General features: G+C 59.9%; 19 protein-coding genes. 6 read left to right on the top strand and 13 right to left on the bottom strand.

From position 1 onward, the window contains the following. Window positions 1–7: 7 nt before the first annotated feature. Entirely contained in the window at window positions 8–1075 is a 1068-nt protein-coding gene (locus AC1DHT_RS12495; protein ID WP_427536556.1) for a phosphotransferase family protein, read from the bottom strand. A gap of 189 nt (window positions 1076–1264) precedes the next feature. Here AC1DHT_RS12495 and AC1DHT_RS12490 point away from each other — a divergent pair, with 189 nt between their 5' ends. Then, window positions 1265–1657 (top strand): DUF4280 domain-containing protein, encoded by a 393-nt coding sequence (locus AC1DHT_RS12490; protein WP_347929641.1) that lies wholly within the window; start codon window positions 1265–1267, stop codon window positions 1655–1657. Window positions 1658–1819: 162 nt separating this feature from the next. On the opposite strand, the gene AC1DHT_RS12485 is transcribed toward AC1DHT_RS12490, so the two are convergent. The 12 genes from AC1DHT_RS12485 to tssB form a co-directional block, all read right to left on the bottom strand. After that, complete coding sequence (locus tag AC1DHT_RS12485) at window positions 1820–2362, bottom strand: toxin-antitoxin system YwqK family antitoxin (RefSeq protein WP_427536559.1); 543 nt, start codon at window positions 2360–2362, stop codon at window positions 1820–1822. A gap of 13 nt (window positions 2363–2375) precedes the next feature. Then, entirely contained in the window at window positions 2376–4385 is a 2010-nt protein-coding gene (locus tag AC1DHT_RS12480) for a type VI secretion system Vgr family protein (protein ID WP_427536561.1), read from the bottom strand. A 92-nt stretch (window positions 4386–4477) separates the two neighbouring features. After that, complete coding sequence (locus AC1DHT_RS12475; RefSeq protein ID WP_427536563.1) at window positions 4478–5926, bottom strand: hypothetical protein; 1449 nt, start codon at window positions 5924–5926, stop codon at window positions 4478–4480. A 6-nt stretch (window positions 5927–5932) separates the two neighbouring features. After that, on the bottom strand, window positions 5933–6100 hold the full coding sequence (locus AC1DHT_RS12470; protein WP_427536565.1) for a hypothetical protein: 168 nt from the start codon (window positions 6098–6100) through the stop codon (window positions 5933–5935). A 91-nt stretch (window positions 6101–6191) separates the two neighbouring features. Beyond that, entirely contained in the window at window positions 6192–7307 is a 1116-nt protein-coding gene (locus AC1DHT_RS12465; protein WP_427536567.1) for a hypothetical protein, read from the bottom strand. A gap of 67 nt (window positions 7308–7374) precedes the next feature. Next, window positions 7375–9924 (bottom strand): type VI secretion system ATPase TssH, encoded by a 2550-nt coding sequence (gene tssH / locus AC1DHT_RS12460; protein WP_427536569.1) that lies wholly within the window; start codon window positions 9922–9924, stop codon window positions 7375–7377. A gap of 2 nt (window positions 9925–9926) precedes the next feature. After that, window positions 9927–10952, bottom strand: a complete 1026-nt coding sequence (gene tssG, locus AC1DHT_RS12455) for a type VI secretion system baseplate subunit TssG (RefSeq protein WP_427536571.1) — start codon at window positions 10950–10952, stop codon at window positions 9927–9929. Next, window positions 10916–12706, bottom strand: a complete 1791-nt coding sequence (gene tssF, locus AC1DHT_RS12450) for a type VI secretion system baseplate subunit TssF (RefSeq protein ID WP_427536573.1) — start codon at window positions 12704–12706, stop codon at window positions 10916–10918. Before tssF ends, tssG begins: the two co-directional genes overlap by 37 nt. Continuing rightward, window positions 12690–13133 carry a type VI secretion system baseplate subunit TssE gene (tssE, locus tag AC1DHT_RS12445; RefSeq protein ID WP_427536575.1) on the bottom strand — a complete coding sequence of 148 codons (444 nt, stop codon included), beginning with the start codon at window positions 13131–13133 and terminating at the stop codon, window positions 12690–12692. The genes tssF and tssE overlap by 17 nt, the downstream gene beginning before the upstream one ends. A 15-nt stretch (window positions 13134–13148) precedes the next feature. Beyond that, window positions 13149–13649: an Hcp family type VI secretion system effector gene (locus AC1DHT_RS12440; RefSeq protein ID WP_123583811.1), complete on the bottom strand. Its 501-nt coding sequence runs from the start codon at window positions 13647–13649 to the stop codon at window positions 13149–13151. 74 nt (window positions 13650–13723) lie between these two features. After that, the gene (tssC, locus tag AC1DHT_RS12435; RefSeq protein WP_427536577.1) at window positions 13724–15211 is read right to left on the bottom strand and encodes a type VI secretion system contractile sheath large subunit; all 1488 of its coding nucleotides are present in this window, start codon (window positions 15209–15211) and stop codon (window positions 13724–13726) included. 28 nt (window positions 15212–15239) lie between these two features. Beyond that, a complete protein-coding gene (tssB, locus tag AC1DHT_RS12430; RefSeq protein ID WP_427536579.1) occupies window positions 15240–15812 on the bottom strand; it encodes a type VI secretion system contractile sheath small subunit in 573 nt (190 codons plus the stop codon). Window positions 15813–16017: 205 nt separating this feature from the next. Here tssB and AC1DHT_RS12425 point away from each other — a divergent pair, with 205 nt between their 5' ends. From AC1DHT_RS12425 to tssA, 5 genes are read left to right on the top strand one after another with little or no spacing between them, the layout of a single operon-like run. After that, a complete protein-coding gene (locus tag AC1DHT_RS12425) occupies window positions 16018–16488 on the top strand; it encodes a type VI secretion protein (protein WP_427536581.1) in 471 nt (156 codons plus the stop codon). A gap of 60 nt (window positions 16489–16548) precedes the next feature. Continuing rightward, the gene (tssK, locus tag AC1DHT_RS12420; RefSeq protein WP_427536583.1) at window positions 16549–17880 is read left to right on the top strand and encodes a type VI secretion system baseplate subunit TssK; all 1332 of its coding nucleotides are present in this window, start codon (window positions 16549–16551) and stop codon (window positions 17878–17880) included. Window positions 17881–17898: 18 nt separating this feature from the next. Then, window positions 17899–18666, top strand: coding sequence for a DotU family type IV/VI secretion system protein (locus AC1DHT_RS12415; RefSeq protein ID WP_427536585.1), 768 nt, complete (start codon window positions 17899–17901; stop codon window positions 18664–18666). Continuing rightward, window positions 18663–22481 (top strand): type VI secretion system protein, encoded by a 3819-nt coding sequence (locus AC1DHT_RS12410; protein ID WP_427536587.1) that lies wholly within the window; start codon window positions 18663–18665, stop codon window positions 22479–22481. Before AC1DHT_RS12415 ends, AC1DHT_RS12410 begins: the two co-directional genes overlap by 4 nt. Next, window positions 22478–23578 (top strand): type VI secretion system protein TssA, encoded by a 1101-nt coding sequence (tssA, locus tag AC1DHT_RS12405; protein ID WP_427536589.1) that lies wholly within the window; start codon window positions 22478–22480, stop codon window positions 23576–23578. Before AC1DHT_RS12410 ends, tssA begins: the two co-directional genes overlap by 4 nt. Window positions 23579–23586 lie beyond the last annotated feature (8 nt).

The following is a 23586-nucleotide window of genomic DNA, read 5'->3' as shown; positions in this document are numbered from 1 at the left end:
CGCGTGATCAGAGGCTGGATTTCTGGATGACTTGCAGGCTCATGTGCTCCAGCAGCTTGTTCATGTGAATGAACTGCGCGAAGCGTTTGTCCTGGGTCTGGCCATGAAAGAAACGGTAGTAGATCTGCTGCACGATACCGGCCAGGCGGAACAGCCCGTAGGTGTAGTAGAAGTCGAAATTGTCGATCTTGATCCCCGAGCGTTCGGCGTAGTAATCGACGAACTCGCGGCGGGTCAGCATGCCGGGGGCATGGCTCGGTTGGCGGCGCATCAGTTGCACTGGCGCCGGGTCGCCGGCTTCGATCCAGTAGGCGAGGGTGTTGCCCAGGTCCATCAGCGGATCGCCGAGGGTGGTCAGTTCCCAATCCAGTACGCCGATGATCTGCATCGGGTTGTTCGGATCGAGGATCACGTTGTCGAAACGGTAGTCGTTGTGGACGATGCTCGACGTCGGATGATCGGCTGGCATCTTGTCGTTGAGCCAAGCCTTGACCGCTTCCCAGCTCGGAGCATCAGGTGTCAGGGCCTTTTCGTAGCGCTCGCTCCAGCCACGGATCTGCCGCGCGACATAACCCTGCGGCTTGCCCAGGTCGGCCAGGCCACAGGCCTGGTAATCGACGCGGTGCAGCTCGACGAATTTGTCGATGAAACTCCTGCACAAGGCTTCGGTTTTAGCGGCGTCGAGGCCCAGTTCCGCTGGCAGCTCGGAGCGCAGGATGATCCCCTTGACCCGTTCCATCACATAGAACTCGGCACCGATCACCGATTCATCGGTGCAGTGCACGTAGGCTTTCGGGCAGTACGGAAAGCCGTCCTTGAGCTGGTTGAGAATGCGAAACTCACGGCCCATGTCGTGGGCGGATTTGGCCTTGTGGCCAAACGGCGGCCGACGCAGCACGAACTCTTGCTCGGGGTATTCGAGCAGGTACGTCAGGTTTGAAGCGCCACCGGGGAACTGGCTGATCTGTGGCAACCCGCTCAGGCCCGGAATGTGCGCCTTGAGGTACGGATCGATCAGGCTGGCATCAAGTTCTTCGCCAGAGCGGATACGGGTGGACTGGTCAGTAAGCGCCATGCTTATCCCTTCTGCTTATTTTGGAGGCCAGACATCATTGACTAATCTAATGGCGTGCCGGGGTCGCCACAAGCGCGGCAAGGTCTTATAGGTTAGCGTGTTGCCGGATAATCAGCGTTCCTGATGTGCGAGAACAGGCTCGGCGGACTATGGTTCAGAGGAGTATCGCGTCCAGGAAGGAGATTCGACATGGGCTGTCCGCAAGTGTGCGCCACCGCGACCCTGCAATGCAGTTTCGGTGCGGCGCCGGGGGTGCTCAACGTGCTGCCGGTAAACCGCACGCTGACCGGGGGCATGCCGGCGGCGAACATCATGGATCACATTCCGCTGCTGAACATCATGCCGTTCGGCATGTGCATGAGCCCGGCCAATCCAATGGTCGCCGCGGCCACGGCCGCCGCGCTTGGGGTGCTGACGCCGATGCCGTGCATTCCGGCCACCGCTGCCCCGTGGATCCCCGGAGCACCGACCCTTTTGCTGGGGGGAATGCCTGCCCTCGATGCCAACTGCAGCTTGATGTGCAACTGGGGCGGGGTGATCAAGATTGCAATGCCGGGGCAGATGCAGATGCTTATCCCCTGATCCGAAGAGCGCCGCTGCCCTTGTAGCAGCTGGCGTAGCCTGCGTTCGGCTGCGTAGCAGTCGTCAATCCATTACACGCGGTCGACCTGAAAGACCGCGGCGTCTGACTTCACGACTGCTGCGCAGCCGAACGCAGGCTACGCCAGCTGCTACAGGTCTGCATCAGGCTTGTGTCGGATCAGCCCAGCGCCGATACCACCAGCGCATCCGCGAGATCGGCTTGCCCTCGGCATCCAGCGGTCGTCCATCGCTGGCAAAGGCTTGCTCCGGTTCGAGCAACTGACCGTTGAGGTAGCGGGCGTTTACAGCGGGTTTGCCGTTGGGATGAAAACGCTGGTAAACCCCTTCACGTACACCGTCGCGGTAAAACTCCATTTCAGCCACTTGCCCATCGGGAAAATAGTTGCTGGCTTCGCCATGCAGCAGGCCCCGGCGATAGGTGGCCTTGCGTTGCAGCCAGCCTTGCGGCGCATAAAACGTCGCGACACCTTCTAACTTGTCATGCACAAAAGGCAGCTGTGCCGACAACTTGCCGTTGGGGTGATACAGCAGGCTCCTGCCTTGCAGTTCGCCCTGGCTGTAATTCAAGGCCGCCTGGGGCTTTCCGGCTTCCTTGATATGCAGCGGACCTTCCAGCTGGCCGTCGAGCATTCGTCCGTCGAGCCGGCTGTCACCGCGTTCCAGTTCCAGTTTGTCCGATGACATCCTCGCTCGCTCCTCAGTTGACCTTCACCAGTCCGCCCTTGATGGTCAGCATGCCGCCGCCGTCCACGGTCTGCTCGGCGCCGCCCTTGTTGGTCAGGCTGACCCCGGCATCATTGGTCAGCGAGGTGCCGGCCTTGTTGGTCAGCTCCGTGCCGGCCTGATTGCTCAGGGAGGTGCCGGCCTTCTGGCTGATCGAGGTGCTGGCCTGGGCCGCCAGATCGGCGCCACTCTTGATCGCGAAACTGCCACCGCTTTGCAGTGTGAGAGTGCCACTTACCTTGATGGTCAGGTTGCCGTCCACCGTCAGGCTGTAATCGCCGGTGACCTTGTGCTCGTAGTTGCCGCCGGTACTGTGCTTCTGATCGGCGCCGACCTTCACCGTGCGGCTGTCCTTGACGTCGAGGCTGTCGCTGCCGGTCTGGATCGTTACGCTGCGTTTGCCTTTTTCCAGGGTCACGGTCTCGTCGCCTTCCTTGACCGTGCGGGTGCGGGCGTTCTTTACCGTAAGGATTTCATCATGGCCGACGCTGGCAGTGGTGTCGTTGAGTACATTGATCTTGAAGTCCTTCTGCGCCTGCAGAAACACCTCTTCGGCGTCCTTCTTGTCCTCGAAGCGCAGCTCGTTGAAACCGCCGCCACCTTTGGATGAGTTGGTCTTGATCCCGGATTGGGTCTGGTTCGCTGGCAGCGCATAGGGCAGGGCGTTGTCACCGTTGTAGACGCAACCGGTGACCAGTGGCCGGTCCGGGTCGCCGTCGATAAAGGTCACGATCACCTCCTGACCGATCCGCGGTACGAACTGCATGCCAAAACCCTTGCCGCTCCACGGCAGCACCACGCGGACCCAGCAGGAACTGCTTTCGTCATTCTTGCCGTCGCGATCCCAGGGGAACTGCAACTTGATCCGGCCGTATTGGTCGGTCCAGATTTCCTCACCGGATTTGCCGACCACCAGCGCCGTTTGCGTATGCATCCGCGGCTTGGCCGTGAGCCGCGCCGGACGATAAGGTGTGGCTTTGGGGATGGCTTCGAAGCGGTTGCGGTAGCTGTCATGACTGGCCTCATGAGTGACCGCCGTCACCACCCAATCGATATTCAGCGTCGGGTCATCGTGACCGGCCAGCGTGAACCAGTGCCCCGGCACCAGCCAACGGCAATCGCTCTCGCCGACAAAACGTTTTTCCTGACTGCGCAAACCGTCCACCCGCTGCTTGGTCAGCGCATCGCCGCGAGCCTTGGCGTTGTAACCGCCCGGATGTTCATAGATGGACAGTGGCCCGGCCACCGCTTCGGCCTGACCATACAGTGAAGTACTCGGTGTGGTGAACTCATAATCCGTCGCCCGATACACCCCGGATACCGCCTGCACACAGACTTGCCCGGAACGAATGCCATGCAATTCGCGCTCGCCCATTCGCTGCCCGAGATAGCTCACCTTGGGTCCATTGGGTATCGGCACGAAGGCATCGTTACTGTCCCCGAGCACCAGCGTGTGCTTGCCGTCCTCGTGGGTGAAAAACCAGAAAATCCCTTCTTCCTCCAGCAACCGCGAAACGAAGGCAAAATCGGTTTCGCCGTACTGCACGCAGTACTCGCGGGGCGTGTAACTGCCGGTGAGTTTCAACTGGAAATCGGTGAAGCCGTGGGCCTTGAAGATTGTGGTGACGATGTCCGAGGTGGCAAGGTTCTGGAACACCCGGTTGTTGCTGGCCAGGGTCAGCCACCAGAGCCATGGCCTTAGAACAAGCTGATAGCGCTCGGCGGTGGCGTCGGCGGGGAGTTGGCGGATTTCCGCGACCAGTGCGTCGAAGGGGCGGGTCAGGGCGTCGTTGTGCAGGGTGGTGGTGACGTGGGTGGCGACGGCGCTGGTCAGGGCGAGGGAGGCGCCGTCGTTGAGGCCGTTGAGGGTTTGCGATCCGAGGGTATTCAGGGCTTCCTCACCGGAAAGCGACTCAGGGTAAAGCGCCGACAGCGTGGTGGCGGTTAGGGAAAGGCTGGTGTTGCTGTCGGTGGTGCGGGGCATCGAGCGACCTCAAGATTTGATTAACGATTCACGTCTCTTTCTTTATGACCGAATGTACGAAACCCACCTTTGCAGGCACAGTGTTGAGGGCGTCAGTCGAGCTTAAGTCCGGCCAGTGAGCAGCGTTCATCGATTGATCTGTCCGACATGAAAACAATTCTCGATTTGATAACGTTATAGAAGTCGCGTTTGTTGAGGCCAAATACGTCAACGCTGTCTTTGTTTTTTATGCTGCGGGCCGCGATGGTCCGCATTACCAGATCGTTGATTTGGTTGGCCGATAGCTCATCAAACATTAAGGTGAACAGCACGGCCAACTGGTTTGCGTCTGCCAGGTTGATATTGGTGTTGTTTTCGGTGATAGCGTATTCGTGATACGTGTTCTGATAGTTGAGTGTCAGGCGCTGTTTGATGGGGATATAGTGGTTCAGGGCGGAAATGCTGGCCACTACAACGGCGATGCCATCGGGCACTTGGGCATTCCAGGGTAGATGAGCCATGGGTGCCGGTTTTTTTTTAGTGGGACGCAGTTCTCCTGAAGAATTAAATGCCAGAGAGGTAAAGTTGTAAGTGGCGGCTCCGACAATCATGACTCCTTTGTCACTGTTAGCCAGTGCCAATACGCTTTTGTACTGCCTGCCCAATGCACCGCTCTCGTCGAGGACAGGGGTAAGGTCATCCCTTATGTCTGGGTCCATTATCTGATAGATATGATCCGTAACAGTCGGGTTGTCGTCCCCGCCTAATGAATAAATGAACTGATCGGCGATATAGCAGAACTCTTCGTCTCGGACGTGTATGTGCAACCGTTTACCAACGTATTCGATCTCGGTAACTTCTTTTAATAGCTTTAGATTATGGGATTCGCATAGTTCGATGATTTTTGCATTTCTGGATCCGGGTAATACTGCTCCGGTAAACTCTGAACCTTTGGGGCGGGCAAACCAGTTCATTTTTGGGGAGTTTTTGCTGGCAATGTCCACGACCCAAGCGGCGGTGGCACTACCGCCGTAGATGGCGCGGTCAATACCGGAAACCTGTTGCTCTTCCTGTTCCAGAAACTCGATACCTTCAATAACTTGTGAGTACTCAATGTCGGGTGCTGGCGTTCCCTTTACTGAGGGGGGCTTGCGTTGGGCGCCAATGCCGGTGGCAATAATTATTTTTTCAACGATTAACGCATGTGTGGTATCAAACCAGGCGACGTAGTTTCCTGGTTGAGTCAGTGACTTGGATATTCGCCGTACTTTGCGTGAGGGGTTGTGGCTGTAGCGGCTACCATTGACGGTTTCAGTGACGCCTTGCTGAAAAACACCTGAGGAAAGGAAGTTTTCCAGGCTCATTTCACCATTGGCAACCGTAAACTTCGGGGGAGGCGAACCAGGTAAATGTAAGAGATGAGCAGGTTGGCCCATGGGATGCTCTACGAGTTTTGCCCATAGCCCATCCTCACCGACAACGATAGTTTTATAGTCATCGGATGAGGTGCTGAGGAACACTGCGGCGGAAACACCCGCACCTATGATCAGTCGCGTTGGCATAATGGCTCACCTCTCTTCTGTGACCAATTTATCAGTGGTGTCTTTTTGCAGGGACAGGGCAGAAAAGGCAGAAAAGCGGACGGATTTATTTTCGACGTTGGCGAGGCTGTCCATAAAAATATACCCGTCCTGATTTTCTAAAAAACCTGAGCTGGGAGTCGTGTGGTAAGTCATGGGCAGACATGATCATTTCCTGTTGTTTAAGTCGTCAATAAATACGTTACTCTTATTTTTCTTGGTGTTTGTGAGTTGGCTGTTTGGTGTTCTACTCTGTTATTCTTTCAATTTTTTCTTTGTCGCGCCTGAAGTATGATCCTGTTAGTCGAATGGCTGCTGATGTAAATAGCGGTAGGACTGAATTATATGAGCCTTCCAGGTACTCCTTGACCGGGATGCTCTCTGAACGAGCTGAGTTATATGTAAGTGCGATATTCTGGCTCAAGAAAGCATTGCCCATGGCTTGTGATATTAGATAGCTTTGGGGGTGCATGATCACTTCGTCAAAAAAGTGTTGTGCATCTCTGAATTTTAGTTTTGTCGGAATGTTGTTGTCATTGAGGAAAAGTGCGAGCTCAAGGTATTTTTGGTAAATTATTTCGTAAATTGCCCTTTGCGTTGAAGGGTCGATAAGTTCAATTGTGGTAATCGGTTCAATGGTTTCGTATTCAACCACCACATCACCGTCAGTCATCAACAGTGTGGGGTCGAAGCGGCTTTTACTATGTTCGGAAGGTGGCGTATTTTGTTTTCCTCGGTAGTGCGCTACCTCTGCTGTAATTGCCCCCGGTATCCCATTCTTTCCCTTGTTTGTAAGGTATGTTCCTGCTTGCGCATTAAAAGAGTCGATTTCTAAATCGGGAAATTTTTCTCGTAATCCTGATACAAGGTAAGGTCGAGTTCCATTGAAACGATTGGTCTTTTTACTATTGTTGAAAGGGAGTTTTTCTTTGTCGATCTTTCCCCCGGGCGTGAAGGTGTAGGCTTTTTGAGTGTGTCTGTAGAATAAACATTTTGAGGTGATGACTTTTTTTGGAAAGTGCACTACGTTCTTGGCGAACTCACTGAATGCTTCATTGGCAATTAATTGCACAAATTTATGTGCCTCGGGTTCGGTTATGGATCCTAATGATTTGAACATTTGATTGCTCCTGCAAGTTTTACCATTAGAAAAAGCCGGAGATTTTTTTCTGCGTGCCTGAGTCGCCCACGACGATAGATCAATAACTCCATCCTGAGGGATCTTGGTCTGGAGGTTGTTGAAGTAGGTGGTGAAGGCCAGGACCATGGGGCCCTGGTTCTGCGGGGTCGAGTTCGCCCATTGCTCCAGGTCAGCGCGACTGTTATTGATCTGTGCGGCCAGTTGTACGGTTGTAAATGCCATATAAACGCTCGTTGTTCGCTGCAGTGGTTTGCATTGCGCCAAGCACGGGGCGGGCTGCGTTTTCTGTTTACTCCAGTACCCACTCCGCCAACTTCCCCGTCACCTGCGTCATCAGCACATTCTCGACATCCCGCGCGCCCGCCGCACTGCACTTGGCCAGCACCGCCTGCACAATCCCGGTATCAAACTCGAATTGCTTGCCGGTCGCGGCCTTGTAGCGGCCACGCAATTTCTCCAGTTTCGCCAACACAATCCCTTCCAGCGTCGCCTCATCCAGCGGTCGGTACGCGACCACGGTCATCCGCGCCAGGAACGCCGGGCGGAAGGCTTTCAGCAGCACGTTGTGCAGGGCTTCGGTGAAGGCATCGCTGTCCAGGTGCGCGGTCGGTGTGTCGAGCAGCAGTTCGGCGCCGACATTGCTGGTGGCGAGCATCACGGTGTTCTTGAAGTCGACCACCAGGCCGGTACCGTCTTCCATCAGGCCCTTGTCGAAGACGTTATAAAAAGCCTCCAGCACATCCGGGTGGGCTTTTTCGATTTCGTCGAGCAGCACCACGGAATAAGGTTTGCGGCGCACGGCTTCGGTGAGCACGCCGCCGCTGCCGTAACCGACGTAGCCGGGTGGGGCGCCTTTGAGTTGGCTGACGGTGTGGGCTTCCTGGTATTCCGAGAGGTTGATGCTGATCAGGTTGCGTTCGCCGCCATACAGTGCATCGGCCAGGGCGTAGGCGGTTTCGGTTTTGCCGACGCCGGTGGGGCCGACCAGCAGGAACACGCCGACCGGTTTTTGCGGATCGGTGAGGCCGGCGCGATACGCCTGCAAGCGTTGGGCGATGGTGTTCAGCGCGGTGCGTTGGCCCATCACCCGTTGGCTCATGCGCTGGCCGAGAGTGCGCACGGCGTGGGCTTCGTCGGCGAGCATCTTGCCGACCGGAATGCCGGTCCAACCGGCAATCACCGCGGCGACGGTTTTCGCGTCGACTTGCTCCGGCACCAGCGGGTCATCCTGGCGAATGGCGTCGAGGCCGGCTTCCAGGCGCAGCAGTTCGGCGGCCAGATGGTCGAGGCGTCCATCGGTGACGTCGTCCGGTTTGTCGTTGTCGGCGCGTTCGCTCAAGGCCAGCAGCTCGCGCCGGGTTTCCAGCAGCTCGCGCACGGCGACGCGTTCTTCGCCCCAGCGGATCTCCAGCTCGCGAATGGCCTGCACGTTGCTGGTGGACTCGGTCTCCAGCACGGTAATGCGCTCACGGTGATCGAGGCCGGTGGCCTGTTCGCGGCGCAGGCGTTCGACTTCATCCTTGAGGCTTTGCTGGCGATGACGCAGGCTTTCCAGTGGCGGCGGTACGTCGTGTTGGCCGAGGGCGACCCGCGCGCAGGCGGTGTCGAGCACGCTGATGGCTTTGTCGGGCAGTTGCCGGCCAGAGATGTAGCGATGGGACAGCTTCACTGCCTCATGAATCGCCGCATCCAGCACCTGCACGCCGTGGTGCTGTTCGAGTTTGGCGGCGACACCACGGAGCATTTCCACGGCAGTGATTTCATCCGGTTCTTCGACTTGCACCAGTTGGAAGCGTCGGGCGAGGGCCGGGTCTTTCTCGAAGTATTTTTTGTACTCGAGCCAGGTGGTCGCGGCCAGGGTCCGCAGTTCGCCACGGGCCAGCGCCGGTTTGAGCAGGTTGGCGGCGTCGCTGCCGCCCTCGACACCGCCGGCACCGATCAGAGTGTGGGCTTCGTCGATGAACAGGATGATCGGTTTTTCCGCGCTGCGGACGGCATCGATCACGCCTTTGAGCCGTTGCTCGAATTCACCTTTGACCCCGGCGCCGGCCTGCAACAAACCAAGGTCTAGGACCCGAAGACTGACCTCTTGCAGTGACGGTGGTACGTCCCCGGCGGCGATGCGCAGGGCCAGGCCTTCGACTACCGCAGTTTTGCCGACGCCCGGCGCGCCGACCAGGATCGGGTTGTTCTGGCGACGGCGCAGCAGGATGTCGATGCATTGGCGAATTTCGCCATCACGCCCGACGATCGGGTCGATGCGTCCGGCATGCGCGTCGGCGGTCAGGTCCTGGGTGAACTGATCAAGTATCGAGTCCTGTTTCTGCTGCGGTTTGCCCGCGGTTGCGGCGACCGAGCGGGCGGCGCCGACGTGCTCGCGGGAGCTTTCGGTCCATTCCAGCAGGTTGCTGCGCAGGGCGTCCCGAGGAATGCGCAGCAGCGACGAAGCACTGTTGAGCAACAGGCTGCGGCGTTCATCGCGGTCGAGCAGCGCCAACAGCAACAGTCCGGAACGGATGCTCTCAAGGCCAAGCACGCTGGCCTGCACCACGGCGTCCTCCAGCAGGCCGATGGTTTGTGCCGAGAGTGCCGGAGTGCGGGTACTGCCGGTCTTGAACAATTCCAGGGCCTTGTTGATTTCCGCCGTCAAGGCATCGCGTTCCAGGCCGAAGCGCGGTAGCAGGTAGGCGAAGTCGCCGCCTTCGATCTCCAGCAGTTCAAGCAACAGGTGCTCGATTTCAACGTAATGATGACCGCGTTGCAGGCAACGCTGGGCGGCCCGTTCCAGGGCGCGGCGGTTGTCCGGGTTGAGGCGTCCGATCAGGCTGGCGAGTTCCATGTTCAGGTGATCTCCAGCTGACGAAGACGAGTCTCGATGCGTTGCAGGGTGAGGCTGGACTGGCGTTGCAGGCCACCGTTCCAGCTCAACAGTGGTGGTGTCTGACGACCGAGTTTGATTGGGTTGGCACCACGCACCAGCAGTACCAGTGCGCACTCCAGGTCCGGACCGAAATACAGCGCGCTGAGGCTGGCCAAGGCCGCGTGTGTTTCACCGTCCGGCAATAAGGCAGCGGCCTGGACGGGCGTCAGCGGGCCGAGAGTCAGACGGATTCCGGCATGTTCGTCCCAGACCCGCGTGCCGGCCACGGCGCTGCGCCCCAGTTGCAGGTTGCGTCCACCGGGCTGCAAGCGGCTGCGACTGGCGGGTGGAATCTCGCGCCAGGCGCCTTCATAGGCGTTGAGCTCGACCGGTAATTCGAACTGCTCGCGCACGATCGCGGCAAAGCCTGAGAGCGAACGGCGCCCGTCGGCAAACAACGCGCTGCACGCCAGCACGGCGGCATCGGGAATCGCCTGACGATCATGCAGGGCCTTGGGCAGCAGGCCGGTCAACGCTCGCAGATGAGCGTGCACCGGTGTCGCACCGGGTACTGAAAAGCCCACGGCAATCCGGTGTTTGCGCAGCACTTTGTAGAGCAGGCTGAGCAGTCGGTGCTGGAACAGGTCGAGGAACTCGGCCGGTGCATAATCCTTGGCGCGGGCACGTTGTTGCAGCCATTCCTGATAGGCGTAGGGCAGTGGTCCGTCCGGCCCGCCGAGGCCGAAAACCGGGGTGGTCAGGGTCGGTTTGTGGTCGGTATCGTCGGTCAGGTTTTCAACCTGGCTGGCAGCGAACAACGGCGTCAGCGGGCCGCGCAGACGCAGCGCTTCAGCCTGCGGCGCGGTGCCGCTGCCCAGCGATTCGGCTTGTGGATGCTCGCGCTCAAGCAGCAACAACGCCTGCAACAATTCGAACGCTTGAGGATCGCGGCGCAGTCGTTGGCTCAGGCTCAGAGGGAGAGCGGCATGCCGGCTTGGGGTTGCCATGCCTTGATCTCCTTGTCTGATTCAACCAGCACCGTACGCACGAAGCGATTGGCCGTGGCATAGAGTGAGAAAAACTGCGCCAGCACCGCTGAAAACAGCACCGCGCTAGTGCCGACAAAATGCTGCGGATCGAGTTGCAGGCGAACCTCCAGTCCATTGCGCCAGCCGCGCCAGGCGTCTTCACCGACATGTGCAATGACGCGCTCGCAGCTCAGGCTCAGCAGGCCTTCGATCTGCCGCAGGGCACTGGCCTCGTCGCGCAGGTTATGCAGCGCGAGGATTTCCTTGAGTGCGTCCAGCGCCTGTGGACCTTCGACCAATGACAAGTGGTTGAGGGTCAATTGCGACACCAGCCGCCAGCGCGATTCACCGTCCAGCCGCGGCAGGCTTTGCGGGCTCGGCGGATTACGCAAGCGCGCCGAGGCGACCGGCCCCGGCCGCTCGAAACCCAGCGGTGTTCCGGCCGACAGGCTCTGGGCCAAGTGCCGATTGGTGCAGAGCAACTCGGCAGTCAGGCTCAGTTCAGTCACTTCTTCAAACGGGTCGAGCTGGGTGTCCACCAGACTCAGCATCAGGTCAGTGCCCAAGCGGTTTGGGGTCATGCCGCTGATTCGCCGGGCGTGCCAATAGCAGCGGTGGTTGCCGCCGTGCTGGCTGCCGTAATACGCCGGTACGCGCTGCACGCCCTGCGAGGTGCTGGCGCGCAGGGCGCGAATGCTGTGGATCTCGACGCTGTTTTCCCGATGGCTGTCGGCAACCAGGCGGTATTCGCTGCGAGTACCGTCCGGGCGCAGTGGCTCGGACGTTCGCGGGAACAGGTTGATTACCGGTGCGCAACCCAACGCGATATCACTGGCTTGTAAATGCAAACGGCTGCCGGGCGCCTGGTCGAAAACGATGTACAAATACAGCGTCTGACTGTCGCTGAGTGCACCCGCCAGCGGCACGTCGAAAAAATTGAATTTGTCCGGAAAGGCAAAGTACTCGGCGAGTAAACGCATCCCGGGATGCACGCCGTCTTCATCGGGTAGCAGCACTTCATCATTGGCAAAACCGACGATCTTCGGCAGCCCGGCCAGCGCTTTTGGTGTGCTGCCGGGTGGCCCGGCGAGGAGCTGAATCGCATGGGCGCCGAGCAAGTCGTAGAGTTTGGCGTTGATCACCGGCGATGCGGCCAGGTGCAAGCGCAACTGCTCGATGCCGAGCTCTGCCCATTGGCTTTGACCCAGGCAGCGCAGGCTCAAGCGCAGCGCCGAGCGTGCGTGGGCGACGCCGGTCAGGGCCTGGGCTTCGTCGCTTCCCAGCAGCAAGGCTTCGTTGATTTCCAGCGGCCAGAGGTGAACAGCGGCACTGGTGCGAAAGTGGATGCTTTCACCGTGGCGGGTGGTGACGAACAACGGCGTGTCGCGCGGCAGCGGGTAACCACCGGCCAGGTTGCCCTTGCTCGGATCGGGCTCGAACTGGACGATGGCGCAGGACGGCAGCGGCCGCATGGTCAGCGGATAGAGTTGTTCCAGCAGCGCGTCGCTGAACTCGGCGTAATCGTCGTCGAGTCGCCGTTGCAGGCGCGCCGCGAGCAAGGCGAAACCTTCCAGCAAACGTTCGACATGCGGGTCCGGGCATTCGCCGGGAGACAGCTCCAGGCGTCTGGCAACCTTGGGGTAGCGTTCGGCGAAAATGCTCCCGGCATGGCGCAGCCAGGTCAGTTCTCGCTGGTAGTAATCGAGCAGTTGCGGGTCAATCGAGTCGCTCATGGCGCACCTCAAGGCCATCGACGGCGTTCTCGATGACGAATGCGACAGGCCAATGCTGCTTGCCGCTGCGTAGCTCACCTTGCAGCCTGATACTGAGCTGCTGCGGATTTTCGGGGACCGGCGTGACGTCGATCGCGTCGAGTCGCAGACGTGGTTCGAAGGCGTCGATGGCTTCGCGAATCTGTCGCATCAGTTGACGGCGGTCATCGCTGCGCTGTTGCTGCAATGCAGTCCAGTCAGCGATGCCGTAGTCAATAACGCTGGGTGGCGTGGTCAGCGGGCGCTGGCCACGACGGGTGTTGAACAACCGCAGCAACTCGATACGGACTGACTCCAACAGTGCCTGGCGATCGAACGCCTGCAAGGTATCCGCCTCGCTGGCGGAAAGGCGTTCGAACAGCGGCGGCAGCATGCCGGTGCCGGTCATGGTCGGGGTACTCCGTCAGCCCTTGATCAGCTTGTTCGCGGCCATGTCCCAGGTCGAAGCGGCCGTGCCTTCCTTGGTGCCATCGTCTTTCTGGGCGGTCAGTTCCCACTTGATCTTGGTGAAGTTCAGCGAGAGGGTTTCCACCGGTTTGCCGCCCGTGCCCCCGCTGACGCTGACGTTGGACAGCACCACGTTGTTCAGGGTGTAGATGATGAAGGGCATCAACTGGCCGCTGCCTTCGGCCGCGTTGCGTCCGATGGTGATCTTGGCTTCCGGGATCGGTTTGCCGGCGCAGCAGTACTCGTTGAGAGAGGGGGTCGAGCTGTCGACGAACTTGGTCAGCGTGAACTCGCCGATGTGCGGCTTGCCGGAGGTGCGCTCCGAGTTGCTGACGTCGTTGGTCACCTGCATCGCGACGTTGTGGCTGTAGGACATGACTTCGATCTTGTCCTTGTAACCTTCGAGCAGGCTGTCGCCTTTGATGTCGCCGCCGAGGTCGAGAATGATTGCATCCATCGCATGAAACTCCTGAAGAAAATCGCGTTAGATAAGCAAAGGAAAACCCGCCGGCCTGGCCGGCGGGAGGCAGGTCAGGCGGCTACCGGTGGCGGCAGGGTGGCGACCAGGCGGATCGAGGCCGTCAGCTCTTCGAGCTGGAAGTGTGGCCGCAGAAACACCGTGGCTCGATAGACGCCGGGTTTGCCGGCGACTTCCGAAACGTCCACGCGGGCCTCGCGCAGCGGGTACTGCGCCTTGATTTCCTGTGGGGCGTTGTCGTTGATCAGCACGTAGTCGGCGATCCAGTTGTTGAGGTAGGTCTGCACGTTGTCGCGGGTCATGAAGCTGCCGACCTTGTCGCGCATGATGACCTTCAGGTAGTGGGCGAAGCGGGACGCCGCGAGCACATAAGGCAGCATGGCCGAGATCCGCGCGTTGGCATTCGCCTCGTTGGTGTTGTAGACCTTGGACTTGTTGGTGGTCTGGCCACCGAAGAACACCGCCACGTCGCTGTTTTTCTTGTGGCACAAGGCGATGAAACCGAGGTCGTTGAGCTCTTTTTCACGACGGTCGGTGATTGCCACTTCGGTCGGACATTTGAGCGACAGATCGCCGGAGGTGGTGCGGAATGTGTGGGCGGGCAGTCCTTCGACGGCGCCACCGCCTTCGGCACCGCGAATCGCCGCACACCAACCGTACTTGGCGAAGGCCTCGGTGATGCGTTGCGACAGGGCCCAGGCCGCATTGCCCCAGAGGTATTTGCTGTGGTCACTGCCGTTGACGTCTTCAACGTAGTTGATGCCTTCTACCGGCTTGGTTTCCGGGCCATAAGGCAGGCGCAGCAGGAAGTGCGGCAGCACCAGCGAGACGTAGCGCGAGTCTTCGCTTTCACGGAAGGAGCGCCACTTGATCAGCTCCTGGCTCTCGAAGACTTTCGACAGGTCACGCGGTACCGCGAGCTCGGTGAAGCTGTTCATGTCGAACAGTCGCGGGCTGGCAGCGGCAATGAACGGGGCATGGGCGGCAGCGGCGACGTTCGAGAGTTTCTCCAGCAGGCCGATGTCCTGCGGATGCCGGCCGAAGGTGTAGTCACCGACCAGCAGGCTGAACGGGTGACCGCCGAAGGTCCCGTATTCTTCTTCGTAGATCTTTTTGAACAGCGCGCTCTGGTCGAACTCGACGGCTTTTTCCAGATCGTTCTGCAGTTCTTTCTGGGTCACGTTGAGCAGGCGCAGTTTCAGCCGGGAACTGGTTTCGGTGTTCTGCACCAGCAGGTGCAGGCCGCGCCAGGACGCTTCGAGTTTTTGCAGGTCCGGATGGTGCAGGACTTCGTTGAGCTGGGCGCTGATCAGCTCGTCGATCCGGCTGATGCGGTCGTTGATCATCGCCACGGTGTCCTTGTCGACAGCCATGCCTTTATCAAGAACCTGGGTGGCGAACTCCGCGAGCATGTCGCGGGCGTAATCCTTCTGGCTTTCGTCGTGGGCCATTCGCCCTTCGGCGATGATTCGGTCGAGCAGAGACAAGGTCTCGTTCACATTCTCGCTGGCTTGGGCCTGGGCGCTGGATGAGGCGGGCATGGCAATTTCTCCCTAAGTGAATGGACGATCAGGCTTGAGCTTCTGGCGCCGCGTCGGCATCGCCGGCAGGTGCGGAAGGCTGCGCTTCAGGCTGCGCTTCAGGCTGCGCTTCAGGCCGGGCCGACTTGATCTCTTGCAGGCCTTCGGTGTTGGCGATGACATCGCGCAGCAGCTTGTCCAGGTCATCGTTGCCATCGAGCTTGGTCAGCAGGTCGCGCAGACGCTGACGCGCTTCGAACAGGCGCCGCAACGGTGTCACTTGCTCGACCACCTTGACCGGGTCGAAGTCATCGATATGACCGAACTTGAGCTCGATGTTGAGCTTGCTGTCATCGCCGGTGAGGGTGTTGTTGACCTGCAAGGTGGCGCGCGGGGCGATCGAGGCGAGCACTTCGTTGAAGTTGTCGCGATCGATCTCGGTGAAGCGCCGTTCATTCAGTTTTGGGAGGGGGTCCAGCGGTTTGCCAGAAAGGTCGGCAAGAATGCCGACCACCAGAGGCAATTCTTTCTTCTCGATGGCGTTACCTATTTCGACGTCATAGGTGATTTGCACACGGGGCGGGCGGACCCTGTCGAGCTTGTGCTGAGTACTTTCTGCCATGGTGGCGGACTCCGTTGCATTGAGGGGGAGCAATGCTTCGGGAGACCCGCTCATCGCATTCCCTTGCTGAACCGTAGGTTAGAAAGGGAGGCAGTGGGACCTGTCATTCCCTTGACGAACCTTCCACATTCGTCGTGCTGACCGAACTATCCAAGACGCTAGAACAGGTCTATAAAAAAGCAAACAAAAACAATTTTTGACCGTCATGAGAAAAGGAAAATTCATTGTGCGCGCCGGTTTTTTTATTTCTCTCTCGTTCCTGTTACTCGCGGGCTGTTCGTTGTTCGGGCCGCGAGTCGATCTCGATAGCCTGACGCTGGACGTCGCCGCCCATGCCAATGACGACACGCCGATTGCCGTGGATTTCGTCGCGGTGAATGATCCGGACCTGCTCAAACAGCTGTCGGCACTGACTGCTCGGCAATGGTTCAGCGAGCGCGAGCAGTTTCAACGCGACTACCGGCAACTGATGACCGTCTGGGGACTGGAGCTGGTTCCGGGGCAGTTTATCGATCAACAACCCTTCCCTCTGGGCGGCAAGCGGGCCGCTGGACTTTTGATCTTCGCGAGCTATAACACACCCGGAGCGCACCGACTTCGACTGGACGATCAGAGCAAGGCCTGGCTGAAGTTCGACAGTCGCGAGATGACACTGGTCAGCGACGCTGCGCACTGATTTGCACTGATCGCCAGGCCGCTGGCACGCGCGGCACCATTCGACATCGAAGGGAATCGTATGAGTTTGCTACCTGATGCGGTTTGCTGGCACGAGGGCATGCAATTGCTGCCCCAGCATTTTCAGTTGCAAGGGCTGCGCGCCGAAGCGTTGGTCGCGCATTTTGCCAAGGCCTGCAACCCCTGGTTCTGGGGTGTCACCCATCTCGACATCGACCCCTCGGCACTCAGTGCCGGGCACGTTCGCTTGCTCGCCTTGCAGGCGACGTTGCCGGATGGTTTGCCGATCAATGTGCAGGCCGGTGTCGGGCCGATGCTGGAGCTTGATGTCAGCGAAGCGGTCAATGCAACGGACAATGCCACTGTGACCGTGTACCTGGCAGTCAGCCCGTTGTGGCGTGCCGGGCAATTACTGCCGCTCACCGGACGCTTGCAATCGGTAATCGGCGATGCCTTGCCAGACCTCACCAGCGGTCAATACCCCGAATCGATTACGGTGTGGCGGCCCAATCCGCGTTTATGCACGCAACTGAACAAGGCCGATTCGATCTGTGTACCGCTGGTGCGTATTCGCAAGGAAGGCGGCGGCTTTTTGCAGTTGCCCTACACCGCGCCGACGCCGTGTCTGTTGCCCGAGTCGGTGTTGGGTCGTCGGGTCGCCGGTGTGTGCGCCCGGGCACGAGAGAAATGCATGTTTCTGGCCGGTCGCTTGCGCCAGGCGCAGCAAGCTGGCAATCAGGATGACGCTGCGGAAATTCGTCGCCAATTGACCGCACTCTGGGCGCGTCTGCCGGAAGTCGAGGGTTTGTTGAGCAGTCGGCTGGCGACGCCTCAGGCGTTGTATGGTCTGCTGCTGGGGCTGGCCGGTGCCTGGTCGGCGCTTGATCCGCTGGCAGGGGTGCCGGCCTTCGCCGCGCTGGATTTTCTCGAGTTGCAGCGCGGCTACGAGAGCGTACTCGACTGGCTGGACAAGACCCTCGAATTGATTCGCGCCGGCTATCGCAGCCTGCCGTTCGAACGCCATGAACATACCTTCTCGATCCAGTTGCCCGACGATCAGCCAAGCCAGCGGCTGGTGATTGGCTTGCGCATGCCCAACGGCGCAAGCGAGCAATCTGCGAGCGAGTGGTTGAGCCGCGCGATCATCGCCTCTGCGCCGCACATTGCCTTGCTCGGTCGACAACGCATGCGCGGCCTGGCGCATGAGGCCATGAGTCGCAACGAGCAGGTGGCCTACAGCGTGGGCGAAGATACCCGGTTGTTTGTGGTCACCGCCCAGGGGCAATGGTTCGACGGGCAACTGCCGTTGCAGATTGTCGCGCCAGCCTCGCAATTGGCGAGTAGCCCGTGGCAAGTGGTGCTGTTTGTCGCTCAGGCCAATGAAAACGCTTGATCAGGGAAGGGGAATCCAATGCCAGAAGGGAACGTCGGCGGCGGTGCGCGAGGCCTCCACGAAGCGCCGCTGAGCAGCGCTTTTCGCCAGGCCTGGCAAGAGTGGTCGCAGGCCTGGAACGAACAATTCAAAGACAGTGACGATGCGGTGTTGGTCGAGGCCGTCGTCGAGTTTTCCACGCAGATTACCCAGCGCTTGTGGCGAACGGCATTCGCCAAAGTCGGTGATGCCGCCACCGAACAGGTGACCGCCGTGGTGTATGCGTTTGTCGCGCTGATCGACGAGACCCTGTTGTTTACCGCCTGGCCGGGTCAGCTTGGCTGGCAGGACAAACCGCTGGAGTCGCGGATGTACGCCAGCCGTCAGGCGGGCGAACGGCTGCCACTGGCGATCAAGACCTTGCTCGACGACCAGGTGCCGGCCACCCGGGATCTGGCCAATGTCTATCTGCAATGCCTGGTGCTGGGTTTTGAAGGCCGTCTGCGAGGCGAGCAGAACCAGCTCCAACATGAGAAGTGGCGGTTGGCGTTGTTCGCGTTTGCCTGGCAACACGAACCTGATTACGCCGATGTCAGCGCCCGGCTGGAGCAGCCTTCGGCGGTAATTCCCGTGCAGTTGCCCCTGCGTCTGTCGCTACCCGACGGCTTTCGTCTGGCGCTGGCGATCCTCGGCGTCGTGCTGTTGATGACCGGGGTGGGGCAGATGTTCTGGCGCGACATCCGTCAGGAGCTTGAGCCGGTCATGCACCTTTCCGAAACAGCGGCGACCTCGGAGCAAGACTCATGAGTACCCTGGGGATTGTCGCAACCATCGTGGCGGTGCTGTTGTTGCTGGCGGTGTTGCTGGTGGCGGTGTGGTGGCTGCGCACCCAGAGCGGCGCCGCGATTCGCAGTTTCTATCTGTCGGTCCGGCACATGGAGCAGGAGCAGGGCACGCAGGATCGCTATCAGATTCCGTGGCTGCTGATGCTCGGCAACGAAACCCAGGGCACTCAATTGTGCGCCCAATGGCGCTTGCAACCCACCGACAAACCGGCCTGGTTCGGGCGCTGGTGGTCGGACCCCGAAGGCGCAGTGCTGGTGGTGCCACAGGCGTTGTTTTTGCCTGATGAAGGCTTGAACCCGCAACGAGGCGGCTGGTGGCGTCTGTTGGGGTTGATCGTGCGCCTGCGCAGCAAGCGACCGCTGGATGCGGTGATCTGGACCGTGCCGGCCAGTCAACTGGGCGATCCGGAGCAGGCCGCCAGCCTCGGTCTGGCGGCACGGCGGCGCTTCATCGATCTGCTGCAGCGGTTCGGTCTGAGCCTGCCGGTGTATGTGGTCATCACGGGCATGGAGGAAGTGCCGGGCTTTCAGGCATTGATTGCTGCATTGCCGGTCGAGGCGCAGGAACGTGCGTTGGGCTGGTCGTCGCCGTATTCGCCAGAGGCGGTCTGGCAATCGCAATGGAGTGATCAGGCGCTGGATCAGGTGAGTCGGGCATTGTCGGAATCGATTATCGAAATCGGCGCCTTGTCCGGGCATTTGAGCAGCGAGTTGTTTGCCTTGCCGGACCGTTTCGAAGCGCTGCGGCGCACACTGCAAACCCTGCTTGAACCGGTTTTCCAGGGCAACGCACAAGGCGAGGCACCACGTTTTCGCGGGATTTACTTCACCGCCAATCAAGCGCCGGAGAGTACTCGGGAGAGCTTCTCGGCCTATGACACGGTGTTGCAGCAGAGCGCGTTTGCCCGGCAGTTGTGGCAGCGCCGGATTGTCGCCGAACGTGGCGTGGCTCAGGTCGTACCGCGGATTTTGCGCCTGCGCCAACGCTGGCAACGGGTGACCGGCGTGGTGGCGCTGGTGGTCGGCCTGGTCTGGGCGATCGGTATGGTTTGGGTCTGGCACGACTCGGTCAAGGATGCCCATGAGTTGTCACGCTTGCTGCAAGGTGCGCAGAAAAATTATGTCGCGGTCACGGACGAAAGCCATCGACTGGAACCGACGCGACGTAACGTCGAAAGTTTCTGGCGGGTACTGGAACGAGCCCCGCGCTGGACGTTCAGTTCGGTGGTCTTTCCCACCTCCTGGTTTTCCTCGCTGGATGCGCAGCTGGAAGACGAGTTGCGGCTCACTGCCCAGCGGCAGTTACTGGTGCCGCTGCAAGAGTTGCTGGTGTCGGACCTGGCGCAGCTCAAGGCGATCCGCAATACCGAGCGTCGAGTGAACGTGGAAAGCGAAGACCCGGCGCAATGGCAGAACTACGTCAAGGCCAAGGAACTGGTCGAGCGCGCGGTGCGTCTCGAACAACAGAACCAGTGGTTCAATCAGGCGTTGAACAATCCCCGGAGCCCGCTCGATGACCTGGTGCTGTTGAGCAATAACGCCTTGTCGCTGAACCTCAATGTCGGCACGTTGCGTCGCTCGGCCTTCTATAACCGGGTACTGCTCAATTCCGACACCAGCGGGTTGAAAGCGCTGGACCTGAGCACGGAACGCTCGACCATCTCGACGAATTTTGAAGGCCTGATGGAGCGCTGGCTGGACCAGTACTTCCTGGCTGACAACTTCGTGCGTCAGGCCGGCTATCTCAAGCTGCACCTGGAGCGGCTGGAGTCCGGCAGTGGCAATTCACTCAGCGAGCTCGAGGACTTGAGGGCGCTGATTGACGACCTGCAAGCGTTGATTGGCTTGACCAACTCGGCGTGGGGACGAGGCAAGGGCCAGGACCTGGTGCCGGGCTACCGCGAGCTGATGGATAAAGTCCGCCAAAGCGCCTTGCTCGGGCCGCAACTGGAGCAACAACTGGACATGCAGGCGTCGAAGTTGCAGCAGAGCTTTCGTGATCAATGGATTGCCCAGGCCGGCTCGCGTGGCAATTTGCTGGTTCAGCAAGGCAGCGGACAACTGGCGTTGCAAGAGCATGTCAGCCAGCTGGACAACGCCGTGCAGGCCTTGTTCAAACGCGATTTCGTGGCCATCGCACTGCGTCAGGACGATTCCAGCCTCAGTGCTTCACAGGGGCAGAGCGCCGACAGCGATGGTCTCAACAGCGCATTGAATTACTTCGCCAGTTACAAAAGTTACGTCAGCGAAGAGTTGCCACGTATCCCGCCAGCCTATCGGGGCGCGCTGCTTCAGGCGGCGGAAGGGGCGGCGGCCAAGGCGATGTGGTTCAGCCTGGAGGAGCAGGGCGGCCAGGTGCAGCAAGGCACAGGGTTCAATGTGCAGGCCTCGCAGGCGGTGGCGTTGCAAAAAGCCTTTGTCGAGTTGCGCCGCAGTGACCTGGCCACCCGTTTGCAGAACGCACTCAACCGCCGCGCGTTGGCCGAGGTCGCCAATGGCCTGAACGAAATAATCGCCCAGCCGCTGTTCAGCGAAAGGACCAGTATTGCGCGCTGGGATGGTTCGAAAAACCTCGGCTTGCAGCTGTACGGTGCCAGTGATGTGCAGGACCTGAAGCTGAGCCTCAAACAGCAGTTCAACACCATGTTGGGTATTGCCGAACAACGTACGTCGGCGCTGGAGTGGCTGAAGGTCCAGCAGCAGAATCTGTCGGGACTGGATTACGAGCGGGTTGTGCAGTTCAGTGCCTTGAATGATGAACTGCTCAAGTACAAGGAGCAGAATCCTGCCAGTTCTGCGGCACAGATCGAACAGTTGGTGAGCCGGGACTTTATCGACATGGATGCCGGGTCCTGCGCACAAATCCTGCAAACCGCCAACCTTTCCGGTGGCCGTGGGACGCTTGCCCTGAGGGCTCAGGAACTGCAGCAAACCGCCATGCAGCGCTGCCAGTCGCTGCAACAGCAACAGGCTTCGGCGGCATGGAACGACCTGGCCAACTATTTCAATCAGTACCTGGCCGAGCGTTTTCCATTCTCCAATGGCACGCAGGTGACCGATGCCGACCCGGCGCGGGTCCAGCATTTGCTGGAGTTGATCGACAAGCGCCTGCCCGTGGCGCAAGCCGGTTTGCAGCTCAGCCGGACACCGGAACGGTTGGCCGCCGAGGACTTTCTCAACCGCTTGAAGCAGGCCAGCACCTGGCTCGGGCCGCTGTTTGTGCGAGATAAAAGCGGCATTCTCGGGGTGGAGATGGACGTGCGCTGGCGCACTGATCGCGAGGAAGAGCACGGCGCCGATCAGGTCATTGCCTGGGGCTTGAATGCCGGCAATCAACAGATCAGCTACCCCGGCGAGGCCCAGCAGAACCTGCGCTGGATGGTCGGCCAACCCGTCAGGTTGACGTTGCGCTGGGCCAGGAATGGTCCCCAGCGGCCGGTCAGCGACCCGTTGCAACCGAACCTGGTGATCCGGGATCTGGAGGCTGGCTGGGAGTACGGTGGCCCTTGGTCGCTGCTGCGGCTGATGCGTTCGCACCAGTCGAATCAGCGCCAGCCGAGCATGGACTACACGGAGTTTCCACTGACCTTGCGCTTGCCGGTCGCCGCGAGCACCAGCATTGAGGAGCCGACACAGATGTTCATGCGCCTGTCATGGATGACTCAGGGATCAAAACTGCCGTTGTCCATTCAACCATTGCCGACCCGTGCGCCGCGTTCACCCTTTGTCTCGACGGGTTCGACGGCGGCCATCGTGACGAACGAGGAGGGCTTGTGAGTCTGCCGTCACTATCATTGTCATCGCCGCTGCCGGAATTGATCGCACAGCTGCTCGAGCCGATCAGCGATGAAGCGCCCTGTGGCGAGGACCTGCGCTATGAGCCTGAGTTCGATCAGTTGCGTGAGTTGCGCCGCGAGGACGATACCAGTTTGCCGACAGGGGTCTGGCAGTCGTCGATCAAGCGTGCCCAATGGCCGGAACTGGCAAAGCTCGCCAGCCGCTTGCTGCTGGAGCGCAGCAAGGACTTGATGCTCAGTGCCTGGCTCGGCGAGGCCTGGTTGCATCTGGACGGCCTGGAAGGGTTGCCGGGCAGCCTGGCGCTGGTGGCGGGGTTATGCGAGCGCTACCCCGAGCAACTTCACCCTCAGGCCGAGGAGGGCGATCAGTCGTGGCGGGTGATTCCTCTCGAATGGCTGGCGCGACGCTACAGCGAAATCCTGCTCACCCGGGTGCCGCTGTTCGACACGCGCACCAGCGAATTTGCGGATTTCTGCCTGGATGACTGGCGGCGCTTGCAAGTGCAGCAGGTGATGGTCAATGACACCAAGGCTGCAAAAACCTCAGCTGAAGCTGCGCGCAACGAGCAGAAAAAACTCACCGAACAGATTCGCGCGACACCGCTGTCCTTCTGGTTGCGCAGCCAAGGCAGCCTGTTGCTGAGCTTGCAGCATCTGCAACGGCTGGAGGACTGGAGTGATGCCTACCTGGGCAATCAGGCGCCAGGCTACAAATCATTGCGGGGCATCATCGAGGCGCTGTTGACGCTCGTTCAGGAGTTCATCGCCATGCATCCACGTCAACCCACCCAGGCCCCGGTCGAGCCGCCGCAGGTCCGGGCGCCCCAAAACACTCCGGAGCCAGAACCCGCGCCAGCTCAACAGGCACTGCGTGAACCGGCGAGTCGCGAAGAGGCTTATCGGCAGTTGTTGCTGATTGCCGAGTACCTGGCGCGAACCGAGCCCCACAGTCCGGTGCCTTACTTGATCAGGCGTGGCGTGGAGTGGGGCAATAAACCGCTGAGTGAACTGTTGGGCGAGTTGATATCGGCTGACGCGGAGTCGCGCCGACTCTGGACGTTATTGGGTGTGCTCTAAACATCGCA

The organism is Pseudomonas sp. 05N432 (assembly GCF_056396945.1).
This window is presented reverse-complemented; position numbering and strand designations above follow the sequence as displayed.

Bases quoted from the DNA above. Each gene is read 5' to 3' on its own strand.
- AC1DHT_RS12495 (WP_427536556.1), bottom strand. From the start codon at position 1,075: ATGGCGCTTACTGACCAGTCCACCCGTATCCGCTCTGGCGAAGAACTT.
- AC1DHT_RS12490 (WP_347929641.1), top strand. From the start codon at position 1,265: ATGGGCTGTCCGCAAGTGTGCGCCACCGCGACCCTGCAATGCAGTTTC.
- AC1DHT_RS12485 (WP_427536559.1), bottom strand. From the start codon at position 2,362: ATGTCATCGGACAAACTGGAACTGGAACGCGGTGACAGCCGGCTCGAC.
- AC1DHT_RS12480 (WP_427536561.1), bottom strand. From the start codon at position 4,385: ATGCCCCGCACCACCGACAGCAACACCAGCCTTTCCCTAACCGCCACC.
- AC1DHT_RS12475 (WP_427536563.1), bottom strand. From the start codon at position 5,926: ATGCCAACGCGACTGATCATAGGTGCGGGTGTTTCCGCCGCAGTGTTC.
- AC1DHT_RS12470 (WP_427536565.1), bottom strand. From the start codon at position 6,100: ATGACTTACCACACGACTCCCAGCTCAGGTTTTTTAGAAAATCAGGAC.
- AC1DHT_RS12465 (WP_427536567.1), bottom strand. From the start codon at position 7,307: ATGGCATTTACAACCGTACAACTGGCCGCACAGATCAATAACAGTCGC.
- tssH (WP_427536569.1), bottom strand. From the start codon at position 9,924: ATGGAACTCGCCAGCCTGATCGGACGCCTCAACCCGGACAACCGCCGC.
- tssG (WP_427536571.1), bottom strand. From the start codon at position 10,952: ATGGCAACCCCAAGCCGGCATGCCGCTCTCCCTCTGAGCCTGAGCCAA.
- tssF (WP_427536573.1), bottom strand. From the start codon at position 12,706: ATGAGCGACTCGATTGACCCGCAACTGCTCGATTACTACCAGCGAGAA.
- tssE (WP_427536575.1), bottom strand. From the start codon at position 13,133: ATGACCGGCACCGGCATGCTGCCGCCGCTGTTCGAACGCCTTTCCGCC.
- AC1DHT_RS12440 (WP_123583811.1), bottom strand. From the start codon at position 13,649: ATGGATGCAATCATTCTCGACCTCGGCGGCGACATCAAAGGCGACAGC.
- tssC (WP_427536577.1), bottom strand. From the start codon at position 15,211: ATGCCCGCCTCATCCAGCGCCCAGGCCCAAGCCAGCGAGAATGTGAAC.
- tssB (WP_427536579.1), bottom strand. From the start codon at position 15,812: ATGGCAGAAAGTACTCAGCACAAGCTCGACAGGGTCCGCCCGCCCCGT.
- AC1DHT_RS12425 (WP_427536581.1), top strand. From the start codon at position 16,018: ATGAGAAAAGGAAAATTCATTGTGCGCGCCGGTTTTTTTATTTCTCTC.
- tssK (WP_427536583.1), top strand. From the start codon at position 16,549: ATGAGTTTGCTACCTGATGCGGTTTGCTGGCACGAGGGCATGCAATTG.
- AC1DHT_RS12415 (WP_427536585.1), top strand. From the start codon at position 17,899: ATGCCAGAAGGGAACGTCGGCGGCGGTGCGCGAGGCCTCCACGAAGCG.
- AC1DHT_RS12410 (WP_427536587.1), top strand. From the start codon at position 18,663: ATGAGTACCCTGGGGATTGTCGCAACCATCGTGGCGGTGCTGTTGTTG.